This is a genomic window from Granulicoccus phenolivorans DSM 17626 = NBRC 107789 = JCM 15570 (assembly GCF_000423085.1).
Classification (GTDB): Bacteria; Actinomycetota; Actinomycetes; order Propionibacteriales; family Propionibacteriaceae; genus Granulicoccus; species Granulicoccus phenolivorans.
In genome coordinates this window covers 20,351-37,868 of sequence record NZ_AUHH01000032.1, presented here as the reverse complement: position 1 = coordinate 37,868, position 17,518 = coordinate 20,351, and the positions used below count along the sequence as shown (strand labels likewise).

Here is a 17,518-nt window from a genome sequence, read left to right as displayed (position 1 = left end):
ACAACCACAGTTCGCGCCAGCCCCGCTGGCACCTAGGGAAGGATCGATCACGTGATCGCCGACATTCTGGCCGAAGCCGAAGAGAAGATGGACGCCGCGGTGGCGCACACCAAGGACGAGTTCGCCGGCATCCGGACCGGTCGTGCTCACCCCGGCATGTTCAACAGCCTGATGGCCGAGGCGTACGGGCAGGCGATGCCCATCCAGCAGATCGCCAGCGTCCAGGTGGCCGATGCGCGGATGGTGGTGATCACCCCCTTCGACAAGTCCACCCTGCACTCGATCGAGAAGGCGATTCGCGACTCCGACCTGGGCGTGAACCCGGCCATCGACGGCACGATCATCCGGTGCAGCCTGCCCGAGCTCACCGAGCAGCGGCGCAAGGAGTACACCAAGCTGGCCAAGACCAAGGCCGAGGACGCGAAGGTCTCGATCCGCAACGTCCGCCGCCACGCCAAGGACGGCCTGGACAAGCTGGTCAAGGACAAGGAAGCGGGCGAGGACGAGGTGGCCCGCGCCGAGAAGCAGCTGGAGGACATCACCAAGAAGCGCGTCGACCAGATCGACGAGGTGCTCAAGAACAAGGAAAGTGAGCTGCTCGAGATCTGATGTCCGAGCCCACTGCGCAGGCCCCGCACCGCCGCAGCCCCGGTCGCGATCTTCCTGCGGCGATCTTGGTTGCGGTGGTTCTGCTCGGCCTGATGGCGGTCTCCCTGCTGTGGGCGCACTGGGCCTTCGTGCTCCTGGTTGCGGTTCTGCTGACCTTCGGGGTGCACGAAGTCGCCCAAGCGCTGCGGCAGGTGGAGATGCGTCCTGCCCTGTGGCCCCTGGCCGTGGGGACGATCCTGATCGTGTCCTCCAGCTACCTGGTGTCGAAGTTCCACCTGGTGGATCTGAACCCGTCCACGATCACGTTGTCGCTGATCGGCCTCACCGCGCTGGTGTGTCTGATCTGGCGGATGCCCGGGGGAGCGCACGGCTACGTCCGCGATGCGGCCGCGAGCATGTTCATTCTCGGGTACATCCCGGTCCTGGGGTCCTTCGTCGGGCTGCTGGTGGCCGGGGACAACGGGGCGGGCCGGGTCCTCACCTACATCCTGATCGTGATCGCCGGCGACACCGGGGGCTACCTCTTCGGCGTCCTGTTCGGCAAGCACAAGATGGCCCCGACCATCTCCCCGAAGAAGACCTGGGAAGGGCTGGCCGGATCATTCGCGCTCGGCATCGCCACCGCGATCGTGCTGGCGATTTGGGTCCTCGGGGTAGCGTGGTGGGTCGGGCTGATTCTCGGAGTGGTCGTGGTGATCGCCGGTGTCTGCGGAGACCTGATCGAGTCGCTGATCAAGCGCGATGTGGGCCTGAAGGACATGGGATCGGTGCTGCCGGGACACGGCGGCGTGATGGATCGGCTCGACTCCTTGCTGGCGGCCTGCCCGGTGGCCTGGCTGACCATGTTCCTGCTGATTCCCGGAGGCTGAGATGAGTGAGATCGATCTGGCGAGCGCCACGGCGGCCGACGGGGTGAGCCCTCTGCTGCCCCTGCTGGCTCCCTCTCGGCGCGGCAAGCCGCCGCAGCACTGGGCCGATCTCACCCCCGAGGCCCGCAAGGAGGCCGTGGTCGCCGCCGGCCTGCCCGCGTTCCGGGCCAAGCAACTGTCCAAGCACTGGTTCGAACGGCTCACCGACGACCCGGATGAGTGGACCGATCTGCCGGCCGCGCAGCGGGAAGCGCTGCACGCACAGTTGTTCCCGCCGCTGCTGACCTCGGTCCGGGAACAGACCGCGGACAAGGGGACGACGGTCAAGACACTGTGGCGGCTGTTCGACGGCGCGCTGGTCGAGTCGGTGCTGATGCGCTATCCCGGCCGCGTCACGATGTGCGTCTCCTCCCAGGCCGGCTGCGGGATGAACTGCCCCTTCTGCGCCACCGGCCAGGGCGGGCTGCAGCGCAGCATGTCGGCCGCCGAGATCGTCTCCCAGGTCGTCGACGGCGCCCGCCGGCTGGCCCGCGGCGAGATCGCCGGGGGTACCGGCAGGGTGAGCAACATCGTGTTCATGGGGATGGGCGAACCGCTGCACAACTACAACGCCGTGGTCGCCGCCGTGCGTACGCTGAACGCGCCCGAGCCGGACGGGCTGGGCATCTCCGCCCGCGGGATCACCGTGTCCACCGTCGGTCTGGTGCCGCGGATGCACCAGCTCGCCACCGAGGGCGTACCGGTCACCCTGGCGCTCAGCCTGCACGCCCCCGACGACGAACTGCGCGATGAGATCGTGCCGATCAACCAGCGCTACAAGGTCGCCGAGGTCCTCGACGCCGCCTGGGAGTACGCCCGGGTCACCAAGCGCCGGGTCTCCATCGAGTACGCCCTGATCCGGCAGATCAACGATCAGGCCTGGCGGGCCGACCTGCTGGCCAAGGAACTGAAGAAGCGCGGCGACTGGGGCTGGGTCCATGTGAACCTGATCCCGCTCAACCCGACCCCCGGCTCGAAATGGACCGCGTCCGACCCGGCCGATGAGCGCGAGTTCGTCCGTCGGTTGGAGGCCCACGGCGTCCCGGTGACCGTACGCGACACCCGCGGCCGCGAGATCGACGGCGCCTGCGGACAGTTGGCAGCCACGGAGCGCTGACGCGTGCCCGAAGTAGTCTCGCCGGTGGGTAAGACAAAAGTCCCCTGCTGCAGGGGTCACTGCCCGGCCACCGTGAGCGGTGGTGACCGGGCTGGCCGCGTTGCTCAAGTCCGGTGATTAGATTTTGGAAGTCCCCGCGATGATCAAGGCGTGACTGTCCAGTACCCGTAGCTGAGAAGGTCCGAGCAGTCTCCCCACTTGCCCATCGAGTAGCTCCACTCCCAGTGACCGCTGGTCCACCCACTTGTGCGGGTTTCCCAGTGCCTGCTGAAGGTGCTCTCCCAGGGAATGCAGAATGCCTCATTCTGATAGTGGCCTGTGGTGTTGGCTCCCGTGGCGGAGTTGCCCACCCAATAGGCCGTCTCGTACCAGCCGGTGTACGAATACCACGAGCGATCGTTCCACCATGCAACGGGCCCGGACGAATTCCAAAGGAAGTCGGCTCTTGCCTCACTGACGTGGATGTCCACAGGGTCGCGCACAAACGCGTTGAGGCGTACGTACCAATCACCATCCGCTGAGGGAACCACGACCGGCTCGCGTGAAGCGGCTGGTCCCCGGGCCAGAGCCCATGCGGTCCCGGGCGTCTCCGCAAGCGGATAGGTAGCGACCGCCATAGAGCGCTCGCAAGTGCTTGGGTTGAAGGTGGTCTCGACAGCAATGGTCACACGAGGCCCCTTCCCCGGGGCTCCTGCCCCTGACGCGTGGAGGGGGCATCGGTCCTCCCTGTTCTGGGAGCGAGCCGATTCGTACCTTACAGTCTCAGCCCCTGGGAGGGCGTTCGCGTCGAACTTGTAGTGAATAACGCCTGCCTCGTCGGTGTACGTCTGCTCGACAGTCTTGGGGACCTCTTCGGCTGCTGCGATGGGGGGGGTGCGCGACCGAAAGTCCGCTGAGAACCAGCAGGCAGACCAGGCCCAAGCCCGCGAACCTCTTTGTTCGATACATCTGGAGTCCTTTCCGGGAAAATCCCGCTGAAGGTGCCGTTCGACTTTGGGGGCGTGATCACCCTAGGCCGATATACTTTGTGGCGCAAGGTAAATGATTCGGAGCGTACTTTCGTGGGCCGTCTATGCTTCTGAGTCTTGTCCCTCGGTGGTTCGTGGAGTCATACTGTGTAAAGCATGGTACTAAGTGGCCCTTTGGATAGTCTTCGTCGCGGCATTGCAGAGTTCTGTGTGCTGGGGATCCTTGATGGTGGAGAGGCCTATGGCTGGGAGATCTCCAAAGTGCTCAGTGAGCGGGGTCTCATCGCAGGCGAGGGGACGTTGTACCCGCTGCTGAACCGGTTGCATCGCGAGGGGTTGGTGTCCACGCGCTGGCAGCAAAGCGAGAGTGGTCGCCGGCGAAAGTACTACGCGCTGACTGGCGAGGGGTACGCGCGACTGAACGCATTCCGCGGAGTGTGGGGCGAGTTTCGAAACAATGTCGACAAAACGATTGGAAGTCATGATGGAGGGCAGGGCTGACAGTCAGGTGCTGGGCGCGTCGGTGTCCGCGTATCTGCATTCAGTGGAGGCGGAGTTGGCGACGATCCCTCGGTCGGATCGTCGGGATGCGCGCGCCGCCGTCGAGGATCATCTCCGGGAGTCCATCGCGAAGGGTGCATCGGCATCTGAGGCCATTCGTGACACCGGCTCGCCGCGAACTGTTGCCGGGCCGTATCTGCAGGCTTATGAGGACCGGACCGGGCGCCGGGCGGAGCCGCCGTTCCTGACCCCGGCTCGGGTGGTGCAGTTGATCGCCCTGGCGTTGGTGGTGGCCGGCATCCTGGTCGCATTCCTGCTGCCCGGTGGCGTGAGCGTCGACGGCTCCGGCCGGGTCCGCAGCACCTACCTGCTGCCGCAGTACGGCCCGGGCATCCTTGTTCCGTTCCTCATCCCGCTCGCCGCCGCCGCGATCCCGCTGCTCGCGGGGCTCTGGCGACGCACCCGCAGTCACTGGCGACTGTTCGCCGTCCCGGGGGCGCTCGTGCTGACCGGCTTCGCGGTTGTCGCGTCCGCCTCGGTCGGCTGGTACTTCGCGCCCGCGGCCGTGGCGGCCCTGGTGGCGGCTGCGCTCCCCGGACGTCCCCGGATCGCTGCTGGCGACCGGGCGGTGGTGACCGCCGAAGGTTGAAGGCCGTGGGAAGATCGGTGACGGAGGTCGCCATCGACCGCGTCCGGCCCCGGAAAGGCGGCCGATTTCCTCCAGTGGGAAATTTTGCGTTTCTTCACAGTGTCATCCGAGGGTAACCCGGCGCAATTGTGGCGACACTGGTGGAGACAGCAAGCAGCTCCCACACGAAGGACACACCATGACTGCGTTCCAGAATGACGTCGAGGCCGTGCAGGCCCTGAAGGAAACCAATGGCTCCGGCTGGGATGCGATCAACCCCGAGTATGTTGCCCGGATGCGCGCCCAGAACCGGTTCCGGACGGGCCTGGAGATCGCTCAGTACACCGCCGACATCATGCGCCGCGACATGGCGGAATACGACGCCGACTCCTCGGTCTACACGCAGTCGCTCGGTGTCTGGCACGGTTTCATCGGCCAGCAGAAGCTGATCTCGATCAAGAAGCACCTCAAGTCCACCAACAAGCGCTACCTCTACCTGTCCGGCTGGATGGTGGCGGCGCTGCGCTCGGAGTTCGGTCCGCTGCCCGACCAGTCGATGCACGAGAAGACCGCGGTTCCGGCGCTGATCGAGGAGCTCTACACCTTCCTGCGCCAGGCCGATGCCCGCGAACTGGATCTGCTGTTCTCCCAGCTGGATGACGCCCGCGCCGCCGGCGACCAGACCGCCGTGGAGTTCCTGACCTCGCAGATCGACAACTTCGAGACCCACGTCGTGCCAATCATCGCCGACATCGACGCCGGTTTCGGTAACCCCGAGGCGACCTACCTACTGGCCAAGAAGATGATCGAGGCCGGCGCCTGCGCCATCCAGATCGAGAACCAGGTCTCCGACGAGAAGCAGTGTGGCCACCAGGACGGCAAGGTCACCGTGCCGCACGAGGACTTCATCGCCAAGCTGAACGCGGTCCGCTACGCGTTCCTCGAACTGGGGATCGACAACGGCGTGATCGTCGCCCGCACCGACTCGCTGGGCGCCGGTCTGACCCAGAAGCTGGCCGTCTCGACCACCCCGGGTGACCTGGGCGACCAGTACAACTCCTTCCTGGACGTCGAGGAGATCTCCGAGGCCGACCTCGGCAACGGCGATGTCGTCATCAAGCGCGAGGGCAAGCTGCTGCGCCCGAAGCGTCTGGCCAGCAACCTGTACCAGTTCCGCAAGGGCACCGGCGTCGACCGGGTCGTGCTCGACTGTGTCACCTCGCTGCGCCACGGTGCCGACCTGCTGTGGATCGAGACCGAGAAGCCGCACGTCGAGCAGATCGCCGAGATGGTCGACAAGATCCGCGAAGAGGTTCCGAACGCCAAGCTGGTCTACAACAACAGCCCGTCGTTCAACTGGACCCTCAACTTCCGCCAGCAGGCGTACGACCTGCTGGTCGAGCAGGGCAAGGACGTCTCGGCGTACGACCGCGACAAGCTGATGAGCGTGGAGTACGACGACACCGAACTGGCCCAGCTGGCCGATGAGAAGATCCGTACCTTCCAGAAGGACGCTTCGGCCCGCGCCGGCATCTTCCACCACCTGATCACCCTGCCGACCTACCACACCGCCGCGCTGTCCACCGACAACCTGGCCAAGGGGTACTTCAGCGAGGAGGGCATGCTCACCTACGTCCGCGACGTGCAGCGTCGCGAGATCCGCGAGGGCATCGCCACCGTGAAGCACCAGAACATGGCCGGCAGCGACATGGGCGACAACCACAAGGAGTACTTCGCCGGTGACGCCGCGCTCAAGGCCGGTGGCAAGGACAACACGATGAACCAGTTCGCCTGATTCCTCACCCGACCGGGTGCGACCAGGTCCCCCGGACAACCCCGGCCCTCCCGATTCGTCGCGGGAGGGCCGGGGTTCCCGCATGTCCGGGGTGCGCGCCTACGGGGCCGGCGTACGGGTTGATGGCACCGCGGAAGCCAAACTGGTAATGGTCGCTGAATTCTGGGTATAGAGTCCCCTGCGGACCCGTAACGGAGCAGTAGGAGTAGAGAAGATGGACGCAAAGCTTCAGAGTGTCTTCGACGGCGTTGTCCGCCGTAACCCTGGTGAGGCGGAGTTCCATCAGGCCGTCGCCGAGGTTTTCGAGAGCCTCGCCCCGGTGCTCGCGCGCAACCCGCAGTACGCCGAAGGAGCGGTGCTGCAGCGGATGTGCGAGCCGGAGCGCCAGATCATCTTCCGGGTGCCGTGGCAGGACGACCAGGGCCAGATCCACATCAACCGCGGTTTCCGGGTCGAGTTCAACTCCGCCCTCGGCCCCTACAAGGGCGGGCTGCGGTTCCATCCCTCGGTCTACCTGGGCATCATCAAGTTCCTCGGCTTCGAGCAGATCTTCAAGAACTCGCTGACCGGCATGCCGATCGGCGGCGGCAAGGGTGGCTCGGACTTCGATCCCCGCGGCCGCTCCGACGCCGAGATCATGCGCTTCTGCCAGTCGTTCATGACCGAGCTGTACCGCCACATCGGTGAGTACACCGACGTCCCCGCCGGTGACATCGGCGTCGGCGGACGCGAGATCGGCTACCTGTTCGGTCAGTACAAGCGGATCACCAACCGCCACGAATCCGGCGTGATCACCGGCAAGGGCCTGAACTGGGGCGGCTCCCGGGCCCGCACCGAGGCCACCGGCTACGGCGCGGTGATGTTCACCGAGGAGATGCTGAAGACCCGCAGCGACGATCTCGACGGGCGCCGCGTGGTCGTCTCCGGGTCGGGCAACGTCGCGATCTATGCCACCGAGAAGGCGCAGCAGCTGGGCGCCAAGGTCGTGGCTTGCTCGGATTCCTCCGGCTGGATCGTCGATGAGGCCGGGATCGATCTGGAACTGCTCAAGGAGATCAAGGAGATCCAGCGCGGCCGGATCAGCGAGTACGCCGACCGCCGCAGCAGCGCCCGGTTCGAGTCCGAGGGCACCATCTGGAGCGTCCCGTGTGACGTCGCGCTGCCCTGCGCGACGCAGAACGAGCTGAACGCCGCCGATGCGAAGCAACTGGTCGAGAACAAAGTGATCGCGGTCGCCGAGGGTGCCAACATGCCGTGCACCCCCGAGGCCGTGGCGATCTTCCAGGAGGCCGGGGTGCTGTTCGGCCCGGGCAAGGCGGCCAACGCCGGCGGGGTGGCCACCTCCGCGCTGGAGATGCAGCAGAACGCCTCCCGCGACGTCTGGTCCTTCGAGTACGCCGAGGAGCGGCTGCACCAGATCATGATCGGCGTCCACCGCCGCTGCGCCCAGACCGCCGAGGAGTACGGCGCCCCTGGGAACTACGTGCTCGGCGCCAACGTCGCCGGGTTCATCAAGGTCGCCGACGCGATGATCGCCCAGGGCCTGATCTGAGAAAACCCCCGGGCGGCGCTGTGAGTGCCCTGAAAACCGGGGGCAGTGGCCGTCGCGGGGCCTAGCCTGGCCGGGTGAAAACAGCACAGGGTGTTGCCGTCCTCGTCGCGGCAGGGCTGCTGCTGGCCAGTGGTTGCGCGCGAGCGAACGTCGACCAGTCACCCGCACCGGCGGAGTCCCCTTCGGGGAGTGCGGCGCCGGCGCCGTCACCGACGTGGTCGCCGCGGACCGCGACGGTGGTGATGAACGGCGACCTGCTGTGGCACAACACCCTGGTCTTCGGCGCCCAGACCGACGGGCGGCGTACCGGGAAGACGCTGGACTTCGAGCCGCTGCTCGAGGGGGTCCGCCCGGTGGTCGAATCGGCGGACCTGGCGATCTGCCACAACGAGGTTCCGATCGCCCCGAAGGGCGGCCCGTACAGCTACTACCCGACCTTCAGCGCGCCGGAGGAGACCCTCGACGCGGTCAAGGCCCTCGGGTACGACGTATGCACCACCGGGTCGAACCACAGCCTGGATCAGGGCTTCGCCGGGCTCAAGCGGACCCTCGACGCGATGGATGCCCGCGGGATCCAGCACAACGGCACCGCCCGCAGCGAGCAGGAGGCACGGACGCCGACCATCTTCACCACCGCTGCCGGTGTGAAGATCGGGCTGGTCGAAGGGGCGTACGGCACCAACGGGATCCCGCTGCCCGACGGCAAACCGTGGGCGGTCCAGGGCATCCGGATCGACGACCTGCTGTCCCGCGCCCGGGCGACCAGGCAGGCCGGGGCCGACATCGTGCTGGTCGCGATGCACGACGGTGAGGAATACCAGAGCGCGCCGACCGCGGAGCAGGAAGCCCTGGCCGACGCCCTGACCAAGTCCCCCGATGTCGACCTGGTCTACGGCCACCACGTCCACGTCGTGCAGCCGATCACCCGGAAGAACGGAAAGTGGGTGGCCTACGGCCTCGGCAATCTGGTCGCCACGCACAAACAGGACATGCCGCGCGGGTACGAGGGGATCACGCCCCGGTTCACCTTCACCGAGCAGGAGCCCGGGAAGTTCAGCGTCAGCCTGGCCGAGTACTTCCCGACCCTGGTCACCTACGGCGATGGCAGCAAGCCGGCCCGGACCTATCTGGTCGATCGGGCACTGGCCGACGGCACGGGTGATCGGGCCCGGCTGCTGGCGGCCCGGGAGCGGACGAACCAGGTCGTCCACTCCCTGGGCCACGACGAGGGCCTGACCGAGCACTAGCTGTACCCGGCGACCGGGTCCGGTCAGGACAGGCGCAGATCCACCCAGACCAGCCGGTGGTCGCTGGCCGGGAACGGATATTCCCCGGTCAGCCGCGACAGCGGATCCGCCTTGGTGGGCCAGAAGACGCCCGCGCCGCTGGCCTGCAGGCCCTTGCGCGAGGGCAGCACGTAGTCCGCGCGCAGGTTGCCCGGGCGCGGGGTGTCGGCGAAGTCGGCGGTGTCGTACGTGGGGTCGCTCAACTGGGTGGCGTTCGCGCCGCCCTGCAGCGCGGCCGCTTCGGGACCCCCGGCCGAGGTGGGCAGCGGATCGACCAGGCGCTTGTTGTCCAGCAGCTGCTGGATCGCCCCGGGAGCGGAATCGCCGTCGTGCGGATCGGAGTTCTGATCACCCATGATCACGAACGACTGGCTCGGGTTCAGGCCGCCGCGGCCACCCCGGTCGTCGTAGATGTAGCGGCCCTGGCCGGGGGTGATGTAGTCCGCCCAGAAGCGGATCTCGTCGGCGTTGCGCAGCTTGTTGCGCTGCTCGGGTCCGTCGAAGGAGGGCGGGGTGGGGTGGCTGGCCAGCACGTGCACCGTATCCCGGCCGATGCGGACCGGCACGTCCCAGTGCGACTTCGACGACAACCGGAAGTGGGCCAGAATCTCCGGGGAGTACCAGTCGGCCGGGGCCGGGGTGGCCGGATCGTCGGGGAGCCGGGCCCCGGGCATGTCGCGCCACAGGAAGTTCTGGAAGGTCCGGACCTGGTCGGCGGCGATCGGGTACTTCGACAGGACCACCATGCCGTACTGGCCCGGGAAGAAGCCGAACCCGTAGGCGTCATCGGCGTCGGTGGTGGACCCGTTGCGGTTCAGGTCGTAGCCGGTCGGGACGCCGGTGTTCACCGGGGCGGTGTACGCGTAGGGGTAGTCGATCGCGGCGGCACCGTTGTGCGCCACCTGGAGGTAGTTGGTCCGGAACAGGTCGACCGCCGAGCCGTCGGCCACGTAGTCGAACTCGTTCAGCAGCACGACATCGGGTCGGTTGCGCTGGATCGTCTCGGCCACGGCGGCGGCCTGGGCGTTGTTCGGGGTCGCCAGGTCACGGACCAGGTCGCCGGCGTTGTTGCGGTTCAGCGACGCGTTATAGGTGGCGAACCGGATCTCCGGAGTCGCCGGGGGAGCGGCCTGGGCGGCCGGGAGCTGGGTGGCGGTGAGGGTGAGGGCGGCGGCAGCCAGGGCCACGCTGGTCAGGATCTTCACGACAGCTCACGCTAGGGCCGGCCCTCGACGCCGCAGAGAATTCCGGGTGAACATTGGCCGAGCAACGGCTCACCGGGTGAGCAGGTCGACCGCCTCTCCCGGGTGATCGACCAGGTGCAGCCGTTCGGCCATTGGACGGCCGGCCGCCAGGGCACTGAGCAGCGACCAGGCCGGCAGGGTCTGCGTCCAGTACTCCCGGCCGACCAGGACCAGCGGCGCGATCAGGGTGTCATCGGCGGCGTAGTAGTTGCCCGTGGTGGCCTGGAACAGCTCCTGGATCGTGCCGGCCGCCCCCTCCAGAAACACGATTCCGCCCCGGCACCTATGCAGCAGGGTGTCCTCGCGCAGGGCGTTCTGGAAGTACTTCGCGATCGCGGTGGCGAACTGATTGGGCGGTTCGTGCCCGTAGAACCAGGTCGGGATCCCCACGCTGTGCCCGGCCCGCTCCGCCGGCCAGGCCCGGCGTACCGTGGCCGCGGTCCGGGCCCAGTCGTCGATGCTGTGGTGGAACGACGGCACCCGGGTCAGTACGTCGAGTGCCTCGGCCAGTCCGGCGGCGGTCTCGGCGCTCGAATGTTCGGGTGAACCGAACCAGGCGCCCAGGTTCGCCGCCTCCATCGCGCCCGGTCCGCCGCCGGTGAGTACGGTACGCCCGGCCCGGGTGAGCGCCTGCGCCATCCGGGCCGCGGCGGCGTACCCGGCACTGTCGCGCGCCATCGCATGGCCGCCCATCACACCCACCAGTCGGTCCGAGGCGAGGTGTAGTTCGTCCAGGGCGTTGCTGATCGCATGATCGTGCAGGGCCATCGCCAGCGAGGGGCTCGCCGCCGGGTGCGGACCGACCCGGCGCGACCAGGCGTACACCCGCGCGTCGAGGGTGTGGGCGTAGTGCGGCCGGTCGTACAACTCGTCAGCGGTGTACAACTGCCCCCGATACGGATCGAACGGCAGCGCCGGCAGCTTCGGAAAGACCAGGGCCCCGGCCGCGCTGAGCCACTGCTCGACCTCGGGGTCGAGGCCGCAGCCCAGGAACGCCGCCCCGGCGACGTCCTTGGTCCGCAGGGCAGCACCGCGACCGGTCAGGTCGACCGACTGGACGAACCAGCCGTTCAGCGAGTGGGTGTGGCGCAGGTGCTCATCGAACTCGTCGAGCGTTTCGATTTCCAGGTACTGACGCACCGCGCCACTCTAGCCCGGTCCGGTCAGCCCCGGATGGTGCCGGTGAACAGCAGGTACTCCCAGCGCATGTGTCCGCCGTTCCAGTTCGCCCGGGTCAGGTCGTCGAGGGCGTCGTCGAGTTCGCGGGTCCGTTCGGGATCGTCGGCGATGTTGCGATAGACCGCGATCGTGGGTCCGTAGCTGGATTTGAACAGTTCGCGGAACTGCACCGGATCGGTGAACGCATCGACCGCTACCTCCTGGGTGCGGTACTTGGTGTCGACGGTCCGGTCGCCGAGCAGGGACTCGACGTGGTCCACGCTGCCCCACAGCGGCGGGGGTTGTACGCCCGGGGGTGGGGTCGGGGCGTACGGCTTCATCACGGCGAACAGTTGCCCGATGAAGCCGGCCGGAGTCCAGGACGCCAGGCCGATCCGTCCGCCGGGGCGGCCCACTCGGACCAGTTCGGCGGCAGCCTGCTGGTGATGCGGGGCGAACATCACCCCGACGCAGGAGGTGATGACGTCGAAGGAGTTGTCGGGGAAGGGGAGCGCCTCGGCATCGCCGGGCACGGTGGCGACGCTCAGGCCCTCGCTGCGGGCCCGCCGGTCGCATTCGGCCAGCAGCCGGTCGCTGAGGTCAGTTGCGGTCACCCGGGCGCTGCGCCGGGCGGCGGGCAGGGCCGCATTCCCGGCGCCGGCCGCGACATCGAGGACCTGCTCGCCCTCGGTGATTCGCACACCGGCGACCAGGTCGCTGCCCATGTGGGGAATCACGGTGTCGGCGATGCGGGGATAGTCGCCCAGGTCCCACATCGCGCGGTGCTTTGTTTTCAGCTCGTCGAGCCGGAGTTCAGTAGTGGTCATGCCTCCAGCGTGCGCTCGCTCGGGCGGGCGGAGAAGTACAGGAAGGGGACTTTCCCGGTACAGCATCGGGACCCATCATTGGAGTCATGGCAGTCGTCAGCGAGGACCGGACCCAGACCTACGGACAGTACTGTCCGGTGTCGCGGGCCCTGGAGTTACTCGGGGAGCGGTGGGCGCTGCTGATCGTGCGCGACCTGTTGTGCGGCACGACCCGGTTCAACGACCTGGCCCGCGGCCTGCCCGGGCTGTCCCGGACCCTGTTGGCAAAACGATTGCGCCAGTTGGCCCGGGCCGGGCTCGTGGACCATCTGGCCGGGGAGTACGTGCTGACCCCGGCCGGCCGGGAACTGGAGCCGATCGTGTTCGGCCTGGGCGGCTGGGGCGCGCGGTGGGCGTTCAGCGACCCCACCCCGGAGGAACTCGACCCGCAACTGTTGGTGTGGTGGATGCACGATCGGATCGACACGTCCGCGATTCCGGGGAACCGGCACGTGATTGCGGTGATCTTCACCGACGAGGCGCGGTCGTTCTGGATTGTGATCGACCGGGGGACGGCGTCGGTGTGTGAGTCGGACCCGGGCTATCCGGTCGACCTCACCGTCCGCGGGGCGCTGAGCGACCTGTACCGCGTCTGGCTGGGCCGGGTGCCGGTGGACCGGGCCGTACGCCGGGAGGTGATCCGGGTCGAGGGGGATCGCGCCTGGACCAGTCGGCTGTCCACGATCCTGCAACGCAGCCCGATCGCACCCCTGGTCCCGGCGGAGGCCGATCCGGCCTAGTCCGCCGTGGTCGCGCGGGCTCGCCGCAGCAGCGACCGGTTCACCGCGCTGTGCGGTCTGAGCGCCAGCCGCTCGTCGACGAGGGCCTCGGCCAGGCCGGTCAGCTTTCCGCGGACCGCGGCCTCGGCCAGCGTCCAATCGATCACGTCACGCTGGGCGTGGCTGCCGCCGAAGGAGTTGGCGATGAAGCGGGCGCCGAACAGCAGGTCGGCGGCGGTGGCATAGTCGCCGCGCCAGAAGGCCGCGAAGCCCTCGACCAGCGGCCGGGCGGTGTCGCGGCGCCAGGTGTCGGTCTCGGCAGACTCGTCGGCGAGGTTGCAGGCCGCGACGATGCGGTCGACCTGGTCGAACCGGCCGGCCCCGAGATAGGCCATCACCGCATGCCAGTCGTTGAACGGATAGGAGCGCCCGTCGGCGTGGGCGTCCCAGGCCTGCGCGAGTTCGGTCCAGCGGTCGCCGACGTCGCAGCCGATCAGGTGCAGTCGCCAGAGCAGGGCGGAGGCGTCCACCATGTCGATCGACACCGCGCTGCGGTCCTGCCGGATCGGCCCGTCATACAGCGCCAACGCCTCCGGGGTCTGACCGAGCTCCAGATGGCACAGGGCCCGGTGCCACCAGTTGTGGACCTGGAAGAAGTTGTCGTCCCCGGACCAGTAGGGCTCCCGCGCGAGCATCCAGCCGATGCCGTCCTCGGCCCGACCCTGCATCTCCATCACGTGCGCGACGGCATGGTGCGCCCAGCAGTCGAGTGGCTGCGCTTCGACCGCGCGCCGGCCGACCTCCTCGGCCCGGCCGTAGTTGCCGGTCTCCTCGAGGCCGAAGGCGTACATGCCGAGCAGGATCGAGTATCCGGGCAGGTCGTCGGACCAGCGAGCCAGCACGCGGGGTATCCGGTCGCGCAGGTCGCGGGCGCTGGCGCGGAAGAAGTCCATCAGGTGGCCGGCCTGCAACGCCACCAGATCATGCGGATAGTCCGCGTTGTGCCGATCGAGCGCGACGGCCGCGGCGGTCCACTCACCGCGCAGCAGGAGGTCGAGGGCAGCGGCGTGGGACGCCTCCCGTTCCGAGAGCCGCATCGACTTCAGGTGCTCGACAATCGTCGCGGCCTCGGCGGTGGCGTCCGGTTCGGTGGCCGTGCCGTACAGGTAGGCTTTGAGGACGTACGCCATGGCGAAGTCCGGAGCCGTCTCGATGGCCTGATCGACCAGGGCTACAGGATCTCCGCGGTAGAGATTGAAAGCCGCCACGGCCTGATCGAACAGCGCTACGGACTCGGCGGTGGCGCCGGGGAGAGCATTACCCTGGGCATCGAACATGACGGTGATCCCCCTTGATCGGAAGCGGGCCTGCCGCGCCTCCACCAATCAGCGTACGACCGGGGCCACCTCCCGGGGAATGCGTACCTGTCATCGGTCTATCGGACTCCCGACCGGCGGCACGACGCCCCGCCACGCGAGGTGACGGGGCGTCGGCGCTCAGTGATCCGACTCAGGCCGGCTGCGGAGTCCGCGCACCGAGCCGGGCCCGGATGAATTCGGCGACCGCGAGGCGCTGTTCGGCGCACCGGGAAACCGCCAGGGACTGCCAGAACGCACCGTGGGCCAAGCCGTCGAAGCGCTGGAATCGGGCGTCGACGCCCTCGGCCGCGAGACGCTCGGCCAGGTCCTCGGCCTCATCACGCAGGGTGTCGCACTCGTTGGTCAGGATCAGCGTGGGCGGCAGGCCCGACAGGTCGGCCCGCTCGGGAGCCAGCCGCGGATCGGTCGCATCCTCGGGGCCGTTCAGATACTGCTCGCCGAACCACACCAGATCATCGAGTTCGATGACGTAGCCGGTGGCGAACTCCTCCCGGGACGCGGTCTGCCCGGCGACGCTGACCAGCGGATAGATCAGCGTCAGCGCCGACAGCGCCGGACCTTCCACCGAGGCCCGGTGGGCGGCCGCCAGGGCCAGGGAGCCACCGGCGGAGTCGCCGGCGACCGCGATACGCGCCGGATCGCCGCCGTGCTCGGCGATGTGCTCGGCGGTCCACTGCAGGGCGGCATAGGCGTCGTCGTGGGCGGCGGGGAAGCGGTGCTCGGGGGCGCGCCGGTAGGTCGGGGTGACGATGATCGCGCCGGAGCGTACGGCCAGGTCCCGGGCGGGTTCGTTCACCACGTCGAGGCTGCCGCCGACGAAGCCGCCCCCGTGGACATAGACGAGCACCGGGAAGGGTCCTTCACCGGCGGGGGTGTAGATCCGCAGCCGCTGCTCGGGGTCGTCACCGTACGCGTGTTCGGAAACCTGGGCGACCTCCGGAGCCGGCGCCTGCATCCCGACGAACGACTCGATCACTGCCCGGGAGGTCTCCACGCCGGCGGCTCGGAACCCGGCGAACCTCTGCTGCTTCAGCGCCTCGACGATGAAGCATTCGGCGGGGTCGAGGGCCGGACTCATCGGGGCCCCGGTCACCTCGGCGGTCGAGTTCGCGGCATGGAAGCCGCGGAAGCCGTTCTCCTTGACGTTGTCGCAGATCGCTCGATAGCGGGGCGCGCCGCCGAGGTAGACCAGCACCCGGCGCGGCTTGCCCGGGATGTTGGCGCCCATGTACCAGCTGCTCGGGGAGGTCGGCAGCAGCGTCATCTCCGACATCGCCGTGGTCTCCTGGACCCACTGCTCCTGCGCCTGGACGCTCGGCTCGATGACGGTGTGGCCATGCTGGTCCATCCAGGTGAGGATGTCGGCGATGTAGTCGACGTGATCCTCGATCGCCAGCGGCATGTTGTAGAGCACCGACGGGCTCTGCGGACCGGTGATCAGGTAGAGGTTCGGGAACCCGTGGACGGTGAGGCCCAAGTAGGTCTGCGGCCCGTCGGCCCAGGTCTCCTTGAGGGTGTGCCCGGCGCGGCCCTTCGGGTTGATCGCCAGCATCGGTCCGGTGCAGGCGTCGAACCCGGTGGCCAGGATGAGAACGTCGAGTTCGTACTCGGTGCCGTCGGCCAGGCGTACGCCCGCGGCGGTGACCCGGTCGATCGGATTGCTCTTCACGTCGATCAGGTGGGTGCTCTCCCGGTTGTACGCCTCGTAGTAGTCGGTCTCCAGCGGGGGCCGCTTGGTGGCGTACGGATAGCCGGTCGGGCAGAGCAGTTCGGCGGTCTTCGGATCCTTGACCCGATCGCGGATCTTGTCCCGGATGAAGTCGGCGGCGGTGTCGTTGGCCTCCTTGTCGAGCAGCACGTCGGTGAAGCTGTCGATGAACAGCCGGAAGCCGCCCTTGTCCCAACGGTCCTGGTAGACCGCCCGGCGGTGCTCGGGGGAGACCGCGAGTGCGGACGGTTCGACCTCGTCGTAGGGCACCCCGAGGAAGTGGTTGCGGGAGGCGTCGCGGATCTCGGTGTAGCGCGCCTTGTTGGCGTCCTCCTCGCCCGGTGCCAGCGGGTAGTTGCCGATCGGGGTGGCGAAGTTGGGGGTGCGCTGGAAGACGAACAGGTCACCGGCGACCTTGGAGATTTCGCTGATCGCCTGGATGCCGGTGGAACCGACGCCGATGATGCCGACCCGCTTGCCGGTCAGGTCATGGTCCTCGCGCCAGTTTCCGGTCAGGAGGGTCTGGCCCGCGAAGTCCTCGACCCCGGGGAAGTCGGGCACCTTCGGCACCGACAGGGTGCCGGCGCCGGAGACGAAGTGGCGGCCGGTGATCGTGTCCCCCTGATCGGTACGGATCACCCAGTGATTGCGCTCGTCGTCCCACGCGGCATCGGTGATCCGGGTGTTGAACTTCACGCTGCGGCGAATGTCGAACCGGTCGGCGCAGTGATTCAGGTAGCGCAGGATCTCCGGGCCGGCGGCGAAGCGCTCGCTCCACTGCCACTCCTGCTGCAGGTCCTCGTCGAAGGAGTAGGAGTAGTGGACACTCTCGATGTCCACCCGGGCGCCGGGATAGCGGTTCCAGTACCACGTGCCGCCGACATCGCTGGCGGCATCGAAGGCCTGGACGGTCAGTCCCATCTGGTCGCGGAACTTGTGGATAGCGTAGATGCCGGCAAATCCGCTGCCGATGATGATGACATCGACATCGGGGGCGATGGTGTCCGTGGTGCTCGGATCGCTGTTGCTCATGGGGAGTCTCCTTCGCGACGACTCTGTCGTGATTCGGGTCACCCCAGT

At 67.9% G+C, this 17,518-nt stretch carries 14 protein-coding genes; 9 read left to right on the top strand and 5 right to left on the bottom strand.

Features of this window, described 5'->3' with window-relative positions:
- The first annotated feature begins 54 nt into the window (after positions 1 to 54).
- From frr to G531_RS0113085, 8 genes are all read left to right on the top strand, one after another.
- Positions 55 to 609 (top strand): ribosome recycling factor, encoded by a 555-nt coding sequence (gene frr, locus G531_RS0113115; protein ID WP_026927611.1) that lies wholly within the window; start codon positions 55 to 57, stop codon positions 607 to 609.
- Entirely contained in the window at positions 609 to 1,478 is an 870-nt protein-coding gene (locus tag G531_RS0113110) for a phosphatidate cytidylyltransferase (RefSeq protein WP_026927610.1), read from the top strand. Before frr ends, G531_RS0113110 begins: the two co-directional genes overlap by 1 nt.
- A 1-nt stretch (position 1,479) precedes the next feature.
- Positions 1,480 to 2,634, top strand: a complete 1,155-nt coding sequence (rlmN, locus tag G531_RS0113105) for a dual-specificity RNA methyltransferase RlmN (RefSeq protein ID WP_051215461.1) — start codon at positions 1,480 to 1,482, stop codon at positions 2,632 to 2,634.
- Between the two features lie 1,124 nt (positions 2,635 to 3,758).
- A complete protein-coding gene (locus G531_RS25265; RefSeq protein ID WP_081684111.1) occupies positions 3,759 to 4,103 on the top strand; it encodes a PadR family transcriptional regulator in 345 nt (114 codons plus the stop codon).
- On the top strand, positions 4,084 to 4,752 hold the full coding sequence (locus G531_RS0113100; protein WP_026927608.1) for an HAAS signaling domain-containing protein: 669 nt from the start codon (positions 4,084 to 4,086) through the stop codon (positions 4,750 to 4,752). Before G531_RS25265 ends, G531_RS0113100 begins: the two co-directional genes overlap by 20 nt.
- 178 nt (positions 4,753 to 4,930) lie before the next feature.
- Positions 4,931 to 6,526 carry an isocitrate lyase gene (locus tag G531_RS0113095; protein ID WP_026927607.1) on the top strand — a complete coding sequence of 532 codons (1,596 nt, stop codon included), beginning with the start codon at positions 4,931 to 4,933 and terminating at the stop codon, positions 6,524 to 6,526.
- Between the two features lie 214 nt (positions 6,527 to 6,740).
- Entirely contained in the window at positions 6,741 to 8,078 is a 1,338-nt protein-coding gene (gdhA, locus tag G531_RS0113090; protein ID WP_026927606.1) for an NADP-specific glutamate dehydrogenase, read from the top strand.
- Positions 8,079 to 8,152: 74 nt separating this feature from the next.
- Positions 8,153 to 9,325 (top strand): CapA family protein, encoded by a 1,173-nt coding sequence (locus G531_RS0113085; protein ID WP_245630538.1) that lies wholly within the window; start codon positions 8,153 to 8,155, stop codon positions 9,323 to 9,325.
- A gap of 23 nt (positions 9,326 to 9,348) precedes the next feature.
- Here the strand turns inward: G531_RS0113085 and G531_RS0113080 are convergent, their stop codons facing one another.
- The 3 genes from G531_RS0113080 to G531_RS0113070 form a co-directional block, all read right to left on the bottom strand.
- Positions 9,349 to 10,569 carry an endonuclease/exonuclease/phosphatase family protein gene (locus tag G531_RS0113080; RefSeq protein WP_026927604.1) on the bottom strand — a complete coding sequence of 407 codons (1,221 nt, stop codon included), beginning with the start codon at positions 10,567 to 10,569 and terminating at the stop codon, positions 9,349 to 9,351.
- Between the two features lie 69 nt (positions 10,570 to 10,638).
- Positions 10,639 to 11,748: an LOG family protein gene (locus tag G531_RS0113075; RefSeq protein ID WP_026927603.1), complete on the bottom strand. Its 1,110-nt coding sequence runs from the start codon at positions 11,746 to 11,748 to the stop codon at positions 10,639 to 10,641.
- Positions 11,749 to 11,771: 23 nt separating this feature from the next.
- Complete coding sequence (locus G531_RS0113070) at positions 11,772 to 12,593, bottom strand: class I SAM-dependent methyltransferase (protein WP_026927602.1); 822 nt, start codon at positions 12,591 to 12,593, stop codon at positions 11,772 to 11,774.
- An 86-nt stretch (positions 12,594 to 12,679) separates the two neighbouring features.
- On the opposite strand from G531_RS0113070, the gene G531_RS0113065 reads away from it, so the two are divergent.
- Positions 12,680 to 13,372 (top strand): winged helix-turn-helix transcriptional regulator, encoded by a 693-nt coding sequence (locus tag G531_RS0113065; RefSeq protein WP_035758867.1) that lies wholly within the window; start codon positions 12,680 to 12,682, stop codon positions 13,370 to 13,372.
- On the opposite strand, the gene G531_RS0113060 is transcribed toward G531_RS0113065, so the two are convergent.
- Positions 13,369 to 14,688 (bottom strand): tetratricopeptide repeat protein, encoded by a 1,320-nt coding sequence (locus tag G531_RS0113060; protein ID WP_035758866.1) that lies wholly within the window; start codon positions 14,686 to 14,688, stop codon positions 13,369 to 13,371. The two genes, G531_RS0113065 and G531_RS0113060, sit on opposite strands and share 4 nt — an antisense overlap.
- 172 nt (positions 14,689 to 14,860) lie before the next feature.
- Entirely contained in the window at positions 14,861 to 17,470 is a 2,610-nt protein-coding gene (locus G531_RS22450) for a flavin-containing monooxygenase (RefSeq protein WP_051215460.1), read from the bottom strand.
- Positions 17,471 to 17,518 lie beyond the last annotated feature (48 nt).